The 17,259-nt window shown below is 47.0% G+C and carries 13 protein-coding genes; 4 read left to right on the top strand and 9 right to left on the bottom strand.

Annotation, left to right across the window (positions count from 1 at the left end; genetic code table 11):
• Positions 1–9: 9 nt before the first annotated feature.
• Positions 10–960: an ROK family glucokinase gene (locus CS562_RS31065; protein ID WP_063566497.1), complete on the bottom strand. Its 951-nt coding sequence runs from the start codon at positions 958–960 to the stop codon at positions 10–12.
• A 362-nt stretch (positions 961–1,322) separates the two neighbouring features.
• On the opposite strand from CS562_RS31065, the gene CS562_RS31060 reads away from it, so the two are divergent.
• The 4 genes from CS562_RS31060 to CS562_RS31045 are packed head-to-tail and all read left to right on the top strand — an operon-like array spanning position 1,323 to position 4,757.
• Entirely contained in the window at positions 1,323–2,276 is a 954-nt protein-coding gene (locus tag CS562_RS31060; protein ID WP_099859267.1) for an ABC transporter ATP-binding protein, read from the top strand.
• Position 2,277: 1 nt separating this feature from the next.
• The gene (locus CS562_RS31055) at positions 2,278–3,015 is read left to right on the top strand and encodes an ABC transporter permease (RefSeq protein WP_099859266.1); all 738 of its coding nucleotides are present in this window, start codon (positions 2,278–2,280) and stop codon (positions 3,013–3,015) included.
• A gap of 9 nt (positions 3,016–3,024) precedes the next feature.
• Positions 3,025–4,158: a sensor histidine kinase gene (locus CS562_RS31050; protein WP_099859265.1), complete on the top strand. Its 1,134-nt coding sequence runs from the start codon at positions 3,025–3,027 to the stop codon at positions 4,156–4,158.
• Positions 4,155–4,757, top strand: a complete 603-nt coding sequence (locus CS562_RS31045) for a response regulator transcription factor (protein ID WP_076291994.1) — start codon at positions 4,155–4,157, stop codon at positions 4,755–4,757. The genes CS562_RS31050 and CS562_RS31045 overlap by 4 nt, the downstream gene beginning before the upstream one ends.
• Before the next feature lie 178 nt (positions 4,758–4,935).
• On the opposite strand, the gene CS562_RS31040 is transcribed toward CS562_RS31045, so the two are convergent.
• The 8 genes from CS562_RS31040 to CS562_RS31005 all read right to left on the bottom strand — a co-directional run bounded on the left by CS562_RS31040 (position 4,936) and on the right by CS562_RS31005 (position 17,191).
• Complete coding sequence (locus tag CS562_RS31040) at positions 4,936–5,967, bottom strand: AI-2E family transporter (protein ID WP_076292022.1); 1,032 nt, start codon at positions 5,965–5,967, stop codon at positions 4,936–4,938.
• Positions 5,968–6,127: 160 nt separating this feature from the next.
• Positions 6,128–7,087: a thioredoxin-disulfide reductase gene (gene trxB / locus CS562_RS31035; RefSeq protein ID WP_099859264.1), complete on the bottom strand. Its 960-nt coding sequence runs from the start codon at positions 7,085–7,087 to the stop codon at positions 6,128–6,130.
• Between the two features lie 170 nt (positions 7,088–7,257).
• Positions 7,258–8,991 carry a tetratricopeptide repeat protein gene (locus tag CS562_RS31030; RefSeq protein ID WP_099859263.1) on the bottom strand — a complete coding sequence of 578 codons (1,734 nt, stop codon included), beginning with the start codon at positions 8,989–8,991 and terminating at the stop codon, positions 7,258–7,260.
• Between the two features lie 192 nt (positions 8,992–9,183).
• Complete coding sequence (locus CS562_RS31025; protein WP_099859262.1) at positions 9,184–10,938, bottom strand: hypothetical protein; 1,755 nt, start codon at positions 10,936–10,938, stop codon at positions 9,184–9,186.
• Positions 10,939–11,033: 95 nt separating this feature from the next.
• The gene (locus tag CS562_RS31020; protein ID WP_099859261.1) at positions 11,034–11,906 is read right to left on the bottom strand and encodes a carbohydrate ABC transporter permease; all 873 of its coding nucleotides are present in this window, start codon (positions 11,904–11,906) and stop codon (positions 11,034–11,036) included.
• Positions 11,907–11,968: 62 nt separating this feature from the next.
• A complete protein-coding gene (locus CS562_RS31015; RefSeq protein ID WP_099859260.1) occupies positions 11,969–12,865 on the bottom strand; it encodes an ABC transporter permease in 897 nt (298 codons plus the stop codon).
• A gap of 136 nt (positions 12,866–13,001) precedes the next feature.
• Positions 13,002–14,603, bottom strand: coding sequence for an extracellular solute-binding protein (locus CS562_RS31010; RefSeq protein WP_099859259.1), 1,602 nt, complete (start codon positions 14,601–14,603; stop codon positions 13,002–13,004).
• Positions 14,604–14,938: 335 nt separating this feature from the next.
• Positions 14,939–17,191, bottom strand: coding sequence for a helix-turn-helix domain-containing protein (locus CS562_RS31005; RefSeq protein WP_076291999.1), 2,253 nt, complete (start codon positions 17,189–17,191; stop codon positions 14,939–14,941).
• Positions 17,192–17,259 lie beyond the last annotated feature (68 nt).

Below are 17,259 nucleotides of genomic sequence, written 5' to 3'. Positions count from 1 at the left end.
ACGAGGTTACTAGGAACGCAAGAGAAGACCAGCCGCGCCAACAATACCTGCATTGTTGCCAAGCGTTGCTTCAAGAATTTTAACCCCTTCTTGCAGCGGTTCAGGTGTCAGTTTCGCAAACACAGTCCGTACTTCATCAAACAAAATATTACCCGCTTTGGATACACCGCCACCGATAATGAACATCTCAGGGTTAATCACAGCCGCTACAGCCGCCATCGATTTGCCCAGATAGAATGCTGCACGATTGACGATACGAAGAGCAACTTCATCGCCCGCTTTAGCAGCATCAAATACTTCTTTAGCTGCAATCTTATCCACGAGTGCCAGTGATGTATGGTCTCCACGCTCTACAGCGTCTTTGGCCATACGAATAATTCCGGTTGCTGAAGATACAGTTTCCACGCATCCCATTTTGCCGCATCCGCATTGAATTGCTTCCAGATCAGGAACAACACTGACATGACCAAGCTCACCAGCCATACCGGAGAAACCTTGATAGATCTTGCCGTTCAAGATCAGTCCACCACCAACGCCTGTACCAAGCGTATAGCATACACAGTTGTCCACGCCCTTGCCAGCACCTGCCCAAGCTTCACCCAGTGCAGCCACGTTTGCATCGTTATCTATTTTGACTGGCTTGCCCAGACGTTCTTCCAAAATCGAACGAATGGCTACATTCCGAAATCCAATGTTAGGGGCAAGAACGATAATTCCCTCGCGTACATTGGTGAACCCAGCCACTCCTGCTCCTACACCTTCAAGCTGTTCCCAGCTGTAAGGCGATTCGGCAACGATATGACGGACATACTTTTCGATGTTGGCAATGACCGTGTCAACGCCCTTATCCACTTCAGTCGGTCCTTCATACGTATGCATAAGCTGACCGTGTTCATCACATATACCGACCTTGATTGCTGTTCCGCCGAGATCGACCCCAACGTAGATTTTCTCAGACATGCTACAAGCCACCTTTATCTATCTATAATAGTTTAATCCTACGTACCAACTATAATTGAAGGATACGCCTGGGTCAAGACGATAAGACCTTTGCTGTGATTAGCTTCCTCGCTATTGTGAACAACATCACAGGCTATCTTTGAATACGTATACAACCTCATTTGTCTCTATTAAAAACGCAGGCTTTATCCCTTCCTCCATAGAGGAGGAGGCCTCAACTCATGATATTGCATATCCACTCGTTCCATGCGTAAAAGATGACAATTGTCATCTGAATCTCATGACATTCCTTACTAATCACGTCTAAGGCAGTTCGTTAAGATGGAAGTATCTTATAGAACAGAACAAGGACGTGATTCATTATGAGCTCACCCGTTATAAAACTTGAACAGGTAAGCAAAAGGTATGGCAACAAAGAAGTTGTCAACAATATCTCCTTAGAGATCAGCCGTGGTTCGGTTGTTGCGATCCTTGGCCCTAATGGCGCCGGCAAAACAACAACCATGAAAATGATGCTCGGCTTGTCCACTGCTACATCAGGACTTGTGACTGTGCTTGGCCAAAAACCGAATCACACACAGGTTCGACAGAAAATTGGTGTCATGCTGCAGGATGTGAGTGTAATGGATGGGCTTACCGTTCGAGAGATTATAAGCATGGTACGCAGCTATTATCCCGCACCGCTTCATGCAGACCATATCGAAGAACTGACGGGACTCCCTCCAGCCGACTTAAATAAAAGAGCAGAGAAGCTGTCCGGCGGACAAAAGCGTAGCCTAAATTTTGCCCTCGCCATGGCAGGTAATCCCGAAATTTTATTCTTTGATGAACCTACAGTCGGACTGGATTCGGAAACAAGGAGACATTTCTGGGAACGAATCCGCCAGCTGGCACAGGAGGGTAAAACCGTAATCTTCACAACGCACTACCTCCATGAAGCAGATGAAATAGCGGATCGAATCATTCTCTTTAACCGAGGTACCATTGTTGCAGACGGAACACCAGGGAATATCAAGGCCGGAATCACCATACGAACGATTTCCTTTTCAACTACGCATAGCATGTTCACCAATGATGATGTGTCCAACACGGAGATGGCATCCGTAGTCGATGTCCGTGCACAAATCGAAGAGCTGCCTGATGTAGACGGGATCGAATATCACAAAGATCGTTACATTCTTCACACCAAAAATACAGATGTGCTGCTCCGTCACCTCATTGAACGCGGGATTCCCGTTAGTGACATCCGAATTGAAACCGGACAGCTGGACGATGCCTATGCAAACCTGATGGAAAGCATGAAGGAGGAAATTTGATATGTTGATGCTTCTCGCTCAATCTCGTGTTGAAATGCTCCGCATGTCCCGCAATGTCTACTTTATTTTCTGGTCCTTGATGATGCCCGTCGCCTTCTATTTTCTTTATACGCGCATCTTCACTACAGGAACAACAGATTCAGAACAATGGAATGCCCACTACTTGATGTCTATGACCTGCTTCAGCATCATGGGATCCTCGATCATGACACTCGGTATCCGACTTGTCCAAGAAAGAGCACAGGGTTGGGTCGCTTACTTGCAAGTGACTCCGTTACCCAACTCGATTTATTTTGGAGGCAAAATGGTGGGACAAACGATAATGCACCTGTTTTCCATCTTCGTCATCTTTACAGCTGGATTCCTGATTAATGGTGTATCACTTCCTCCTGCTCAATGGATCGGCTCCGCCCTTTGGATTCTGGCTGGTTCTCTCCCCTTTCTTGCACTTGGCACCTGTATAGGAACATTCCGACGGGTGGACACCGCCAGTGGATTGAGCAACGCTCTCTATCTATCTCTGGCCTTGCTGGGTGGGATGTGGATGCCTCTTGACATTATGCCGAGCTGGCTACGACAGATCGGCAACTGGCTGCCCTCCCATAGCTTTGGCAATGGAGCGTGGGTTATTATAGCCGGAGGCGTGCCTGCCCTGCGCGATATCCTACTTTTGGCAGCATATCTGGTGGGTTTTATGTTACTATCCACATATATCCGTAATAAACAAAGGGAGGCGTAATCTTCAAATATGCTTCAGCATTTCGAGCTTTTCCCAAAGCGATATGGCTTTTACCCGTATATATGGATGATCTATCTGGCTATGCCAATCTATTATTTGTGGAACGCACAGGGACATGAGTGGTACATCGGCGTAACCTCCTTCATCGTATTTATCCTGACTTATCGGCAACTCTACATGACATCAGGTACCTCACTCTTTTCCTATTGGCTTAGCCTACAGATGCTTTGCGTTCTGGTACTAAGCCTGGTGATCGATCCCAATATGTTTTTCCTCGGATTTTTCACAGCCAATTTTATCGGATGGTACACGGAAAAACGTCAGTTCCGAATGTTTTTGGTCATATTCGCCATTGTCCAGACCATTCCAATTGCTTTAAAAATTCAATACCTTAGCGCTTATCAACTCATGTTTTTTGCACCATTTTACCTTATTATGCTTGCTTCACCCTTCGGGATCCGTTCCATGCTGGATCGACAAAAGCTGGAGGCCCAGCTGGATGAAGCCCAGCAGCATATCAAGGAACTAATCAAACGTGAAGAGCGAATGCGAATTGCCAGGGATCTGCATGATACCATGGGACATACGCTCTCGCTGATCACACTGAAGAGTGAGCTGGTTGCCAAACTCATTGTCAAAAATCCCGAACGTGCCTTACAGGAAGCACGGGAGATTGAGCGCACCTCCCGCGCGGCATTGCGGGAAGTACGCCAGCTTGTCTCTGACATGCGGGCAATCAGCATGGTTGAAGCACTTGCCGATGCCAAAGAAATGTTGAAGAGTGCTGATATCGAGCTTCAATTAATAGGAGAACAGGGCCTATTTCATGATGTTCCCGATCTAACCCAGAACATGGCGAGCCTCTGTCTGCTTGAAGCCGTAACGAATATTGTAAAACACAGCAAAGCCACTTGCTGTGTAATTAAGCTGGAACGAACGCATGATGGCATAAGCATACGGGTTAAAGATAACGGTAATGGCATTAGTCCTGGTGAACATCAAGGCAATGGCCTAAAAGGCATGTCTGAACGACTGAACCTTATCGACGGCTCCCTCCATATTTCCTCGGACTCTGGAGGAACTGTTCTTGTCTTTTCTTTTCCCTTGATCGCCACTGAACACCAAGGAGGAATTCGAGCATGATTCGTATTTTGATTGCTGAAGATCAACGCATGCTGAGAGGTGCACTTGCCTCACTGTTAGACCTTGAAGATGATTTTGAGGTCATCGGTGAAGCAGGTAATGGAGACGAAGCTCTGAAGCAAGTTGGTTCCCTCCATCCGGATATATGTCTTATGGATATTGAGATGCCTGTGATGAGCGGCCTGGACGTAGCGGAACGCATACAACAACTCGGACTGCCCTGTCGTATTATTATCCTCACTACCTTTGCCCGTCCGGGATTCCTGGAGCGTGCCATCCAGGCTGGAGTACAAGGATATTTGCTTAAGGACGAGCCGAGCGATCGTTTGGCAGGAGCTATTCGTCGGGTCATGAATGGTGGACGAGAGGTTTCCCCAGAGCTCGTTTTTGGTGCCGCCAAAGAAACGAATCCGTTAACTGAACGTGAAAAAGAAGTGCTTAAGCTCGCAGCCACGGGTATGAATGCCAATCATATCGCTGCCTCGCTTCATCTTTCCTATGGTACTGTGCGCAACTACCTGTCTGAAGCTTTTAACAAGCTTGATGCCAAGAACCGTATGGAAGCCGTCAGCATTGCAGAGCAGAAAGGATGGTTGTAGAAAATAGCGCGCTCGGTTCATAAGTACCAACAAATGTACTAAATACATCCACTTACATACATCTTCCAGTGAATATGGGCAGAGAAAAACGCCTTCCGGGAACGGGAGGCGTTTTTCTCTACTTTTATGAACGTTACCTGTACCTAAACCTATCCTTCAGCAGCTATTCAGCTACTGGTCACAACTTCGTTTCCACTCGTACAGGCTCTTCCGTTTTTTCCATCTTGTTGACGTCCAGAATATCGAGCAGGAAGACAAAGATCGGAATACCGATGATAAGCCCCCAGATCCCCAGAAAATGTTGAGACAGAATCAGTACGATAAACGTGTAGAACATCGGCAATTTGGTTTTGTGCGCCATCAGCTTTGGATTCAGGAAGTACGTCTCCAACGCATGAATGATGACGATCATAATGATCACGATCACACTGAGCTGTAACCCACCCAGTTGATAACCGATTAGACACAGCGGAATCAGTGAGATGATAACCCCCGCAACGGGTACCAGACTCAGCATGAATACCAGAATGGTCAGAGCGAACAAATACGGGAAACCGAGTATCCATAATCCCAGAATCGTCAAAGCTGTATTAAAGACCGCAATCAACAATTGTGCCTCGATCACTTTACCAAAAGAAGATACAAACTTATCTCCAAGATAAGCCACTTCATTATAGAACCAGCCGATCTTGCTTGTTTTGAACTTGGCGGTGAACTTGGAAATCTCCCGCTTTTGCAACAAGAAGAACAGACTCAGAATGATGACCAGCAGAATGAACTCCAACCATTTGCTTAACGCAAAAATATACTTTAAAGCATCGTTGGTATAGTTTTTGATATCGAACGATTGAAGATAACCTGCAATTTTGGAAGCAAAATTATCTCCGTCAGCAGTATCAAGAAACTTCATAATCTCATTCGTCAACTGAACGACCTGATCCACAATCCGTGGTGAATACCTGGAGATGCCCAGTACAATGGCTGCAATAACGATAAGATAGAGCAGGATGACTACAACTTTATAGTTAACCGGAAATAAACGATTCAACTTCTCTGTGATAAAATGCTGCAACCTGTTCATGACATACGTCACCAGGAATAACAGCAAAATCATGTGCAGCATACTCCCCATGCTGAATAGAACCAAACAAAACAACAGCAGAATGAGAAAACGCCGCACTGTTGCATTTTGTAACCAATCTTTTATCATTTCCCCCAAAGTCTTCACCTCACAGCTAATATGCCCATTATGTATACGATCTCATGCCCACTTTGGTTTCAAAAAAAGAGAAGCCTTCCGGCTTCTCACATCATGAGACTTCCCGTTGTCTCTTCTACTTAATTTATGCCAAACCATGCCCTTTTCATGCTTACTTATCCAGTGTTTCGCTCCAGTCATGCACAATACTGCCTTCAAGGAATTTCTCGCAGTCCATTGCAGCCATACACCCTGAACCTGCTGCTGTAATGGCTTGACGATACTTCGTATCCTGAACATCACCGCAGGCGAACACACCCGGAATGCTGGTCTCGGTTGTACCCGGTTTAACGACAACATAGCCGTGTTCATCCAAAGTAATCTGGTTGCTCAAGAAACCCGTATTCGGTGTGTGTCCAATGGCAATGAATACGCCATCCGCTTCAAGCAATTCTTCCTGTCCAGTCTCGTTATTGCGTACCTTAAGCCCTTTAACGCCAAGGGCCTCAGGCACAACCTCGAGCGGTGTGCGGTTCAAAGCCCATTTCACCTTCTCGTTGCTGCGAGCCCGATCCTGCATAATTTTCGAGGCACGTAATTCGTCCCTGCGGTGAACCAAGGTAACGTCTGTTGCAAAACGGGTCAGGAAGCTAGCTTCCTCCATTGCGGAGTCTCCACCGCCAACAACGACGATCTTTTTACCACGGAAAAAGAATCCGTCACAGGTGGCACATGTACTTACCCCACGTCCCACATTCTCCTGCTCTCCGGGAATGCCGAGATAACGGGCCGAAGCGCCGGTAGAGATAATGATCGATTCGGCTTCCAGTTCACCGATGCCTCCAACTTTAACCTTGAAGGGCGGTTTGCTGAAATCCACTTCTTCCACCCAACCATTCTTGAACTCAGCTCCAAAACGCTCCGCTTGCTTGCGCATATTGTCCATCAGTTCCGGACCCATAATGCCTTGCGGAAAACCAGGGAAATTCTCAACTTCCGTTGTCGTCGTCAACTGACCACCCGGCTGGAGACCTTCGATAACCAGTGGGTTTAGATTAGCACGAGCCAGATATATCGCTGCTGTCAGACCCGCAGGTCCGGTTCCGATCACAATCGTTCTGTATTTAGACATATAGATACAGCCTCCTTAATAAGGTTGAGAGTGTGTTGAGTGGCGATTAACTTGCTATGATGATATCCTACAGGCATGTCGAGACCTATTCGTTAAGTTTACCCGTTTTCCAGGCTTATGTATCCTTCACGCAATGAAGTCTATCCCAAAGCGAGATTTTCAAGGAACATTTACTGGACCGGTGGGTTGGAATTGCACACTTTATTGATTTGCCGTGCATATTTGCTGACTGTGGCAGCTGATATGCCATACCGGTCGGCTATGCTTTGGTAGGTCACTGGACGACTATGAATCTTAGCAGCCAGATATTCCAATCCCGCAGCCAAACCTTCAATTTGCTTCGTGCCAGGTACTTCCGGGTGCACGCGAGATACATAGTCTTTCCACAGCCGCTCCATTTCTTGCTGCAATTCGGCTTTGGCTTCAGACATCTGTAATGCACGGTCCACGACCGCCTGCCAATGCGAAGAAGCTTTCGCCTCCGTTTGTTCCGTCAACGATTCCATCTTCGGAATGGTTCGTTGGCTCAATGCAGTTAACGGTCGCAGAACAGGAGAATCATCCTGCTCAGCTCCTTCTGAACCAAGACCGTTTAACACGGAACGAGCGGCTTCCACCAATTCCTGATCTTCACCAGGTTCCTCGATAAAGGATTGCAGTGCCTGCTGCACCTCATAATCACCAATCATGCCAAGAGCATGAATGACCTGGAGCTTGGTAGCCCGATCCCCATGTCGCAACGCCCAGAAGAAAGAGGAACGGATCAATGGATCATTTTTCATCTCTTCAGGTATGCCATTGCCATAGTTCTCCCATTGTCTGAATTGCTCGTCAAATGGCAGATGATAGTGATAACTTAGTTTCTCCGGATCTTTTTCTCCCTGTTTCACTGCCTCAAGACCCGACAGATAGTACCGGGATACTTCCGAACCCGGATCCAGCTTGCCCACATGACGCCACAGACGTTCAGCGGAATCGTAACGTTCGGTATTATAAGCTGCGACTGCTGCATAATGCGCGAGAGCCGGATCCGCAGCGGTTTCTTCATCCTTCAACAGCCGACGGAAATGTACATAAGCCGTATCATGTTGACCTAGGATACCCATCGTGGTAGCCAGCTTGTAGACCTGTTCGTGCTGGAAAGGCACGATGACACGCAATTTTTTGATCAGAAGTAACACTTGGTCGGCTCGATTCTCGTTCTGATGAAAGATCGCCAGATTACACAGTGCATGCAAATTACCAGGCTCCTGCTCCAGTACCTCGGCAATCGTCTCTTTCGCCTTGGGAAACAGCCCCATATAATAATAGGCAAGCGCCAAGTTGTTGCGTGCAGCCAAATAATCAGGATAATCGGGTGACATGCCTTCCAGCAGTTCAGCCGCCTGTGCAAACTTCCCTTGTTCCAACAATTCCCGCGCCTGATCGTGTTCAACGACACCCTTACGTGATTTGATCCGGTTCAGTTTGGCTGGTCGATCCAGCTCGTAGTACAGAAGCTCCATCATCTCTTCGGCTTCCGTCATAAACTGACCTTGGGTATCCTCCTCCAAATACGTAACAAGCGCTTGCTCAGCTTCTTCAAACCGATCCATATTCGCATAATTGTTCGCCATGTAGAAATAACATTCCGTCATGGACGGATCTACCACGTCGAGCACATGCGCAAGAACGGCATTGGAAGCCTCGTAATCCCCCTTCTCTGATAATATACCCGCCATATTACAATGATTCACCGGATTTTCCGGCTCATATTCAACAGCTTTACGAAAATATTTTAATGCCTTGTCGACGTGATTACGGTCCAGCGAGCGGACAGCTCTCTCAAAAAAGAAAGAAGCATCCAAGTGAATCGGTATTACATTGGCAAGGTGTCCCTCAGCCCGCAGTAGCTTGCCCTTCATCTTCCAAGGCACCTCCTCTTTGCTTTCATTCATACTCTCCAGTATACCACATCTTAAGGCCCACTTCTCAATATGTAGTTTCATGTCGTTTATGCCAAAAATGCGCAAAAAAGATGACACTTCTCATCCCTTTCGAATGAAATGTCATCTTTTTGCTTCATGTACTCTTACTTAAGGAGAGATTCATCAGAATTACAGCTTTAAAGCCATGGATGGCGAAAGAGAGATATGAACTGTCTTGTGGAAAGGAGTCATAAAGTTAACCAGTACAACCTTACACTTATTAGGCAGCTTTGCCTCACGTACGGTTGCTGCCAAATGCCCTACCTCGCCTCCGGTCAGCTCAATCCAGTCATCTCCACAGGAATAACGCAACGTGCCGCTCTTCCACAGATAATGGCCTTCACTTGTCTCAAGCAATTCCCCATGGGAAAGCTCGCCCTCGCTTCCGAACACGAAAGAAAGCTGCACCATAAGCGGCTCCGGCTGCTCTCCCGCCAGTTTCAGGGTCCAGCCATTTTCCGTTCGTAACACTTCCGTCTGTACAAGGAACGTCTGTTCATGGGTGAGATCTCGACTCTGATGGGGCAACAAATACCACGGACTGATAGCTGTTCCCGCCGTCTCAGGCAGTTGACTATCCGGGATCGGACCGTAATAGCCTTTCTTCTGTTCGCCCGTTAGAAGGTAACCTGCTGGCAATCGAGACATGTGCTGCATCGGCACATATCCTGGATTAAAATAGGAGGCCAACTGAACGGCCAGTAGACGTACGGCACCATGACGAAGGGCAAAGAATGAAGGCACCTCCGTCATTACAGTCGCACTTGTATTACCGGAACGAATACGTGCTACAGGTGCGCCGAAGTCCGTATGCAACCGGCTGTGTGATATGTGTCCATGATGACCTGCCGAATCTATTCGCTGTAAATATTCCTCCCGCACAAATCGTTCGTTCAGTATGATCTCGTACAGCTCAGGCAGCTGTTCGCGTGTCTTACCTGCCTGCTGCTGAAGCTCAGGCTCCAGCAGCAGCCGGACGAGCGCATTGACCGAACAGACGCCGGGATCTGTTAACATTTCTCCAGCCCAATCCGCCATGCCGGCAAAGATCGGATCACCGTCCAACCGGGCCATAATGGCATACGGCAAGTAATACGGTGATAAATCATGCACGCTCCCCAGATCCTGGCGACCTGAGTAATCCGTAACAACCTCACCTGTTGGATGTACTAAATACACCATCATGCGAAGATTGAGTCTCACCGGGTCCAGCAATTCAGGGCGGTTCAACAGGCGTGCCGCATGAATCAGCATGATGTCGCTAACCGCGCTGTAGATTCCGTTGCTTCGTTCAGTCCACTCCCCATCAGGCGCAATATCCATACCTTCAGCCAGCCACTGCTCTGCACGCTGCACAGCTTCCTCCAGGTCAAACAATTGATGCAGGAAACCGAGCGCCGCGCATAGCACCCAGCGATGATTCGGCGTATGACAGCCTCCAGTCAGCAAGACTGGAACAGTTCGTTCCAGAAACAGGCGCATATTGTCCAGTACAGGTTGCAATGGCTCCCAGTCCTGCTGCTGAAGAAGTTGATATAACTGGGCATATCCCACGACAAGAAATGCGGTATCCGGTGGAGAATGGGAATTGGTCCAACCAGGAGAGATGGAGCCGTCTGCATGCTGATTCCGGAGTACGTACTCCGATGCCAGCTGAAGACGATTTAACAGATCTTCATCCCCATAATAGATCGAATCCGGATTTGCGAGTGCAGCTCCCCAGTAACACATGTCCGTAGGTGTTCCGGTCGTATGGTTGACCCAGGCGATACCTGTAGAGGGGTCAATCGTTCCTCCATAATAGCGGCTGTCCGGATCAAGCACTTGCCGCGATATCCCTTTTTGCACTGCTCTGTCATTGCTTTCCACCAGTTGTCTGTACATGTCCAGTCCCTCCAAACAAATGCCGATGAACGGAATATTCGGCGCAATAATTCTTGTCATCTGGTTAATCACGATTGGCTTAAGAAAACCTATGATCAGCCCTTAACTGCTCCAAGCATGGCACCGCTAACAAAATATTTTTGCAGCCATGGATAGACGAACAGAATCGGTACGGTTGCAAAAATAACGGTGGCCGCCTTGAGACTTTCAGGGGTTAATGGAGCGCGATTGGCACCTTCCATCTGAGTGAGCTCACTCACCATGTTGTTTTGCACCATTTGGAACAGTTTGAGCTGAAGTGGATACAGCTTAGGATCATTAATGTACATCAGGGAATCCTGAAAGCCATTCCAGCGGCCAACAGCATAGAACAACGCCAAAGTTGCCATGACCGGCATTGACAGCGGTAATATGATTTTCAACAGGGTATGCAGATGTGAACTGCCGTCAATTTCAGCGGACTCCTCCAGACTTTCTGGTATACCATTGAAAAATGAGATCAGGATAATCAGGTTAAACGGACTGACCAGACCTGGCAGAATTAGCGCCCACGGCGAATTAAGCAAGTGCAGGTCACGAATGAGCAAGTACTCGGGAATGATCCCCCCGCTAAAGAACATCGTAATGATGATCACGTACATGAAAAGCTTGCGGCCCTTCATTTTTTTCTTGGTCAATGGGTATGCAGCTGCGATTGTGAACACCATGCATAACACCGTTGTCACAATCGTTAACAGGGTCGTATATCCCAAGGAATACAGCATCGAATGATCGGAGAACACCTTAACATACGCATCCCAATTGAACTCCTTAGGAAAAATGGTGACTTCACCCGATGTAATGGCACGATTGGAGCTTAATGATATGGCAATCGTGTGCAGAAACGGAGCGAGACAGAACACGACGAACAAGCTAATAAACAGGATGATAACGGTATCAAAAATCCGGTTTGAGGTGCGTTCACTCATATGCGCACAACTCCTTTACTGATGGTATACATATAAAGCAGCTTAGCGTACCTTCTGTTCTTTTAAAGAATTCCTTCACCTGTTGTCTTTTTCGATATATAGTTCGAGCCGAGTACAAATATAAGTCCAACGACTGCCTGGAACAGCCCAACGACGGTTGCCAGCGTATATTGTCCCGATTCCAGCCCGACCCGGTATACAAAGGTACTGAGCACATCGGAGTATTCACGTACTGCCGTGTTCCCGATAATATAAGGACGATCAAAGCCGATGCTGACCATATGACCCAAATTAAGAATGAGCAGGGTTACGATGGTAGGCTTGATGCTTGGCAGGGTTATATGCCAGATTTTCTTCAGCCGTGTCGCTCCATCAATCTCTGCCGCTTCGAACAATTCCTTATTAACACCCGTCAGCGCAGCCAGATACAGAATGGTTCCCCAACCTGCACTTTGCCAGACACCTGTGAACAGGTAAGTCACGAGCCAGGGATTTTTCTCCGTCAAAAATGGAATCGGATTTAAGCCGATACTTTCAAGTACACTGTTTACCATACCGGATTGGTTACCGAATAACTGGTACACAATGCCCCCAATAATGACCCACGAAATAAAGTGAGGGATATACAGAATCGTCTGCGATATTTTTTGAAACCATTTAAACCGGATTTCATAGAGCATGATGGCTAATATAATGGGAGCAGGAAACGAAACGATCAGATCAAGAAAATTCAGCATAAAGGTGTTGCGCAACGTGGTGTAGAAATCTCGCATCCCGAATACCTCACGAAAGGCATCAAAACCGATCCACTCACTGCCGTTAATACCTTGAAACAGATTAAAATCCTTAAATGCGATCTGAACGCCATACATCGGTCCGTAGCGAAACACCACGAAATAGATGAGGGGCAGTGAAATCAACGCGTATAATTGCCAATACCTCTTCAAGTATGCGGTCAAGTCGGTCTCCTCCTAACAACGAAGAAACACTGTGCCGCCTTAACCTCAGCCGACGGCACAAGTCCCTTCATGATTGATGCAATTTCAAGCTTGTGTTCTTTGGATTCGTACGCTCATAGATTCATATCTCCAACTATTATTTCGCAGCAAGCTCCTGAACCGCTTGATCCAGTTCCTTTTTCAGTTCTGTGCCGCCCAGGGACATGAAATCATTCATTTCCCGTTCATACACTGCATCGAATTCTTCGGGTTTAGCCATTGCTGTTTTTACGATAATGACATTAAGCTTATCTTTGAGCGCTGTACTGTACTTCATCTCTGCCTGAATCGGTTTGTCAAAAATGATGGGTCCTACCGTGTCGGTGTTAGCAATATCAATCGACTGTTTGAGCATTTCCTGATTGTTTTGCGGGAAGCCCATGACCCACGCTTTTTCGTTGGTAGCCTGATCACCGATATTTTTACCGTTTGAAATAATAGCTGTATCCCCTGCGTTGAACAGACGATCTTTCGCTTCCTGTGAAGCATCCTCTTTGACAACCGGAATTCCGTCTACCAGATCGTAGTTCTCTCCTTCCACGCCGCTGTAAATATCAATCAGGTTATTTTCTGATGCCATCCAATCCAAATATTTGATTGCTTCCACCGAACGTTTGCTGCTCTTCGGAATCATGATGTACATGCCGTTTGAACCGTAACGGGATTTGATATGTTTGTTGTCTACGTTTGCGTTGGTGTACGCATCGACCGGAAGCACCTTACTGCCCTGCGTATTTTTAAGCAAGTTATCCAGAGTGCCATCCGCATAGAAAATGGCGTCGACATCCTCAGACCAATAGCCAATGTTACCGTTCTGTACATCCTTCACCAGTTGAGCCTTATCTTCATCCAAACTGAAGTCCTTGCTGATCAAACCTTCATTGTATAGCTTGTTCATGAACTTCATCGCATCCTTGAAGCCTTCATGGAGAGGCAATTCATAACGTTGGGCATAAGTCAGATCCCCGCTGATCGGCTTAATGAATGAGTAAATTAATGTTTCGAACTGAGCTGGCGCCAGTGCCATTCCCATTGGAATGTTTTTGCTGCCAAGTCCACCAGGGTCCTTCTCTTTAAATGCTTTCAAAGTGGTATACAATTCATCCGTCGTCTTCGGTACTGGCAATCCCAGTTTATCGAGCCAATCCTGACGAATATAAGAGCTATATCTGCCTGTGATGGCACGTTTGCCAGGAACTGCGAACTGCTGGCCCTCTAATTGACCAAACTTAAGGGTGTCCTCGCCAAGGAATTTTTTCAGGTTCGGTCCGTATTGATCAATCAACTCTCCCACATCAGTCAGACCACCTTGTTCGGCGTAACGATAAAATACACTTGAGTCATAAACAAATACAATATCCGGAACATCCGTATTACTCGCCATTAGGACATTCAGCTTGGTTACTTCCTCCGAGCGCTGAATCGGTACGAATTGTATATCAATGTTATTCGGGTCGCCGAACCGTTCCTGGATCAGCTTGGACAAATAGTTATTCGTAATGGTATAAGGCGAAGGACTATTCCCGCGGTCAAACACCTCCACTTTTAAAGTGACACGCTCGCCGCTACCTGATGCACTGCCTTCTGATTCCTGATTCGATGCAGATGAACAGCCGGCTAGCAAGGAAACTCCCATTACCATAGTAAGCGCCAATCCCATCCATTTCTTTAGACTCCCTTTGGTTGCTTTTCCTGTCATTTTGTCATCTCCTTAGCATTGCGTGAATGTTTAAAGCTTGCCCAGAGTATTCCACATCTTTCCGTGCTCTGGCAATAAACCTGTTTCGGAAACGCTTACATAAGGATAATGGTTTATCCCGAGCGACGATTTTCGCAGACTGACTATATTCGTAAAGGACCCGAAAACTGGCGTAAATCAAGGGTTTCTTGCATAAGCGCAAGCTTCCAAGACGGAATACAGGCATACACTAGCAGCAAAAAAAGGCGGACTCCTACATGGCTTCTCCTGAGAAAAACCTGCATGAATTCCACCCTGTGCTTAGCACGGTATAATGCGTAGCATGAGCCTTTGAATTACGACTCGGGATCGTGTTGTTCACGTTTCATACGGCGATAGTCTCCCGGTGTAATACCCTCAACCCGTTTGAATACACGTCCCAAGGTTATTCCATTGGCATACCCCACCTTCAAGGCAACGTCCTGTAGGGAAAGATCCGTACTCCGCAGAAGACGCTCCGTTTCCTTCATCCGCAATTCTGTAAGGAAGTCTACAAACTTCATATTGAACTCTGTCTTGAACAAATAACTTGCATGTTTGCCGGTAATCTGGAATCGATCGCTCAGATGTTTCAGCGAAAGATCAGGATTCGCAAACTGTTCCTCGATATAGTTTTTCATTTCATTGACCATCGCTTTGTAGCTCTTGGTTTCGGTTACCGACACATAAGTTCTGAACAAGTCCGTCAGGTCATCAAACAGAATATCTTTCACACCTTCAAGTGTCTCCGCTTCTTTCATCAGCATCAACCACTTGTTTATGTTTTCCTCCGATAATTTTTCCTGCAGCTGTTCGGACATGACCGCTACTTCCCGGCTGAGCATCTGTAGCATCGCCTGAATCAAGGAGTGAATCTCATCATCTGGCAGCTTATCACGTTCAAAAGCCGCAAAGATCTCCTCCAGTTGATCACGCCACTGACTACTCGACATCCGAAACCGTTTAACAAAATCAGCAATCATCTGCAAATAGGTATAGGTATCAAGCAGCTGCTGCTGAGTTTCTCCATATCCAGCCAGAGCAACATCACCGTCTCTCAGCAATCTGCGGTGCATCACAGTCTCAGCCGCCACGTATGATTCTCGAATAGCCTTGATGCCCTCCGCGATCGGTCCGATACCGAAACTCAATGATATACGCAGATTCTGCTCAACCCAGGATCGGCATTCCTCCGCAACTAAGCGAATTTGCTCCGTCATATCCAGGTTACCGTCTGTGGACAGGAAAAGGATCGCAATCTGATCCGAGCTGACCCATTCTGTCCAGCATTGCATACCCGCATTGCGTGAGAGCTCCTGCAGCACATTCATTAACGCAAATTTGAGTGTATTCTGCTCACCTCTCGTAAACCGTTCCTGGAATCCCTTCTCATATCGGTTGATTTCGCCAACCACAACAGCGAAGCATGACGAAGTATCCACGCCAGTTAACGGGGAAAGATCCTTTAATCGCTCTACCGCATGATCCAGATTCTCCCCATTCAGCAGATCGTTAAATAGTTTGCTGCGCTGCAGCAGCACGTTTTCCCTGCTCTTTTTGTCCGAATCCATCATATGGTTTATTAGGTTTTCCAACACGCCATCAATCAATTTCATCTCATCGGTCCGTGAGCCCGATTGCTCTAGCACCCGAATCTGATGCGCCTCAATCCGATTCATAATAATCTGGATGGGTTTATAGTTGCGACGAGTGATATAGATAATATAGACAATCGCACAAATGACGGTAACAACCGCAATAATCACCCATACATAGGAAACCACCGAGACCCAACCATATAAGTTCCCCTCCTTGATCCCACTGGAGATCGTCCAACCCAATCTTTCCAGCGAAAGGGTGTTCAGCTCTTGGCCTTCTACAGCACCTTCACGATCTGAATGCGCATCGTAAACAATCTGACCGTCACGGTCAAGAATGCTCATGAATGAAAGCTGCCCATTAACCATACTATCAATGCTCTGCTCGATGCTGCTCATCTTGATATTAATGACAAGCGCCCCATCGGAGCCAAATGGCAAGGGCATATCCTTATCCACCGTCAACACCCGAATAGGCGTACGCTGATTAACTCCTGCATCGAATTCCCTGACAGGCTGCCAGCCTGAAGTAAGAGAACCAGAGTCGATCCGGTCGATCCACGCCTTGTCTGAAAAGCTGTCTACATCCTTAGAGCCGCTTGAGGTTAAAACGCTTTCATTTTTCTTGTCATACAAATAAATGGATTGGATCCAAGGGTTGGAACTCGTCAGCTCACGCAAGCTTTGAGCAATGCTATACACGGTCTCTTCGCCCACCTGGTTCTGGCTATTAAAATAGTACTTATAGGCCTGCTCACTCTGCACCGCTTCCATAACCGACAACTCAATATCCCGGATCGTCCGATCCAGACTGTCCACCAAATAGCTGGAGGAGATACGGTCTGCTTTCCTTGTTTCTTCCCTGGAGATGTCGTTAATGAAAACAAAAGCGATAAAAATGAGTACGGTCATGGTAAGAAAGAAAATAGGAAAATAAGAAAACAGTAAACGATAATACCAAGTCCGGGACAATAAACCCCACTCCTCACTCCACGACACCGTTGTATAATAGCCGTGGTTCTACTGTTCATCACATCAGT

Source organism: Paenibacillus sp. LK1 (genome assembly GCF_002750415.1).
In the GTDB taxonomy this organism is placed as follows: Bacteria; Bacillota; Bacilli; order Paenibacillales; family Paenibacillaceae; genus Paenibacillus; species Paenibacillus taichungensis.
The sequence above is the reverse complement of the archived record's forward strand: the minus strand, read 5'-3'. Positions and strand labels throughout refer to the sequence as shown.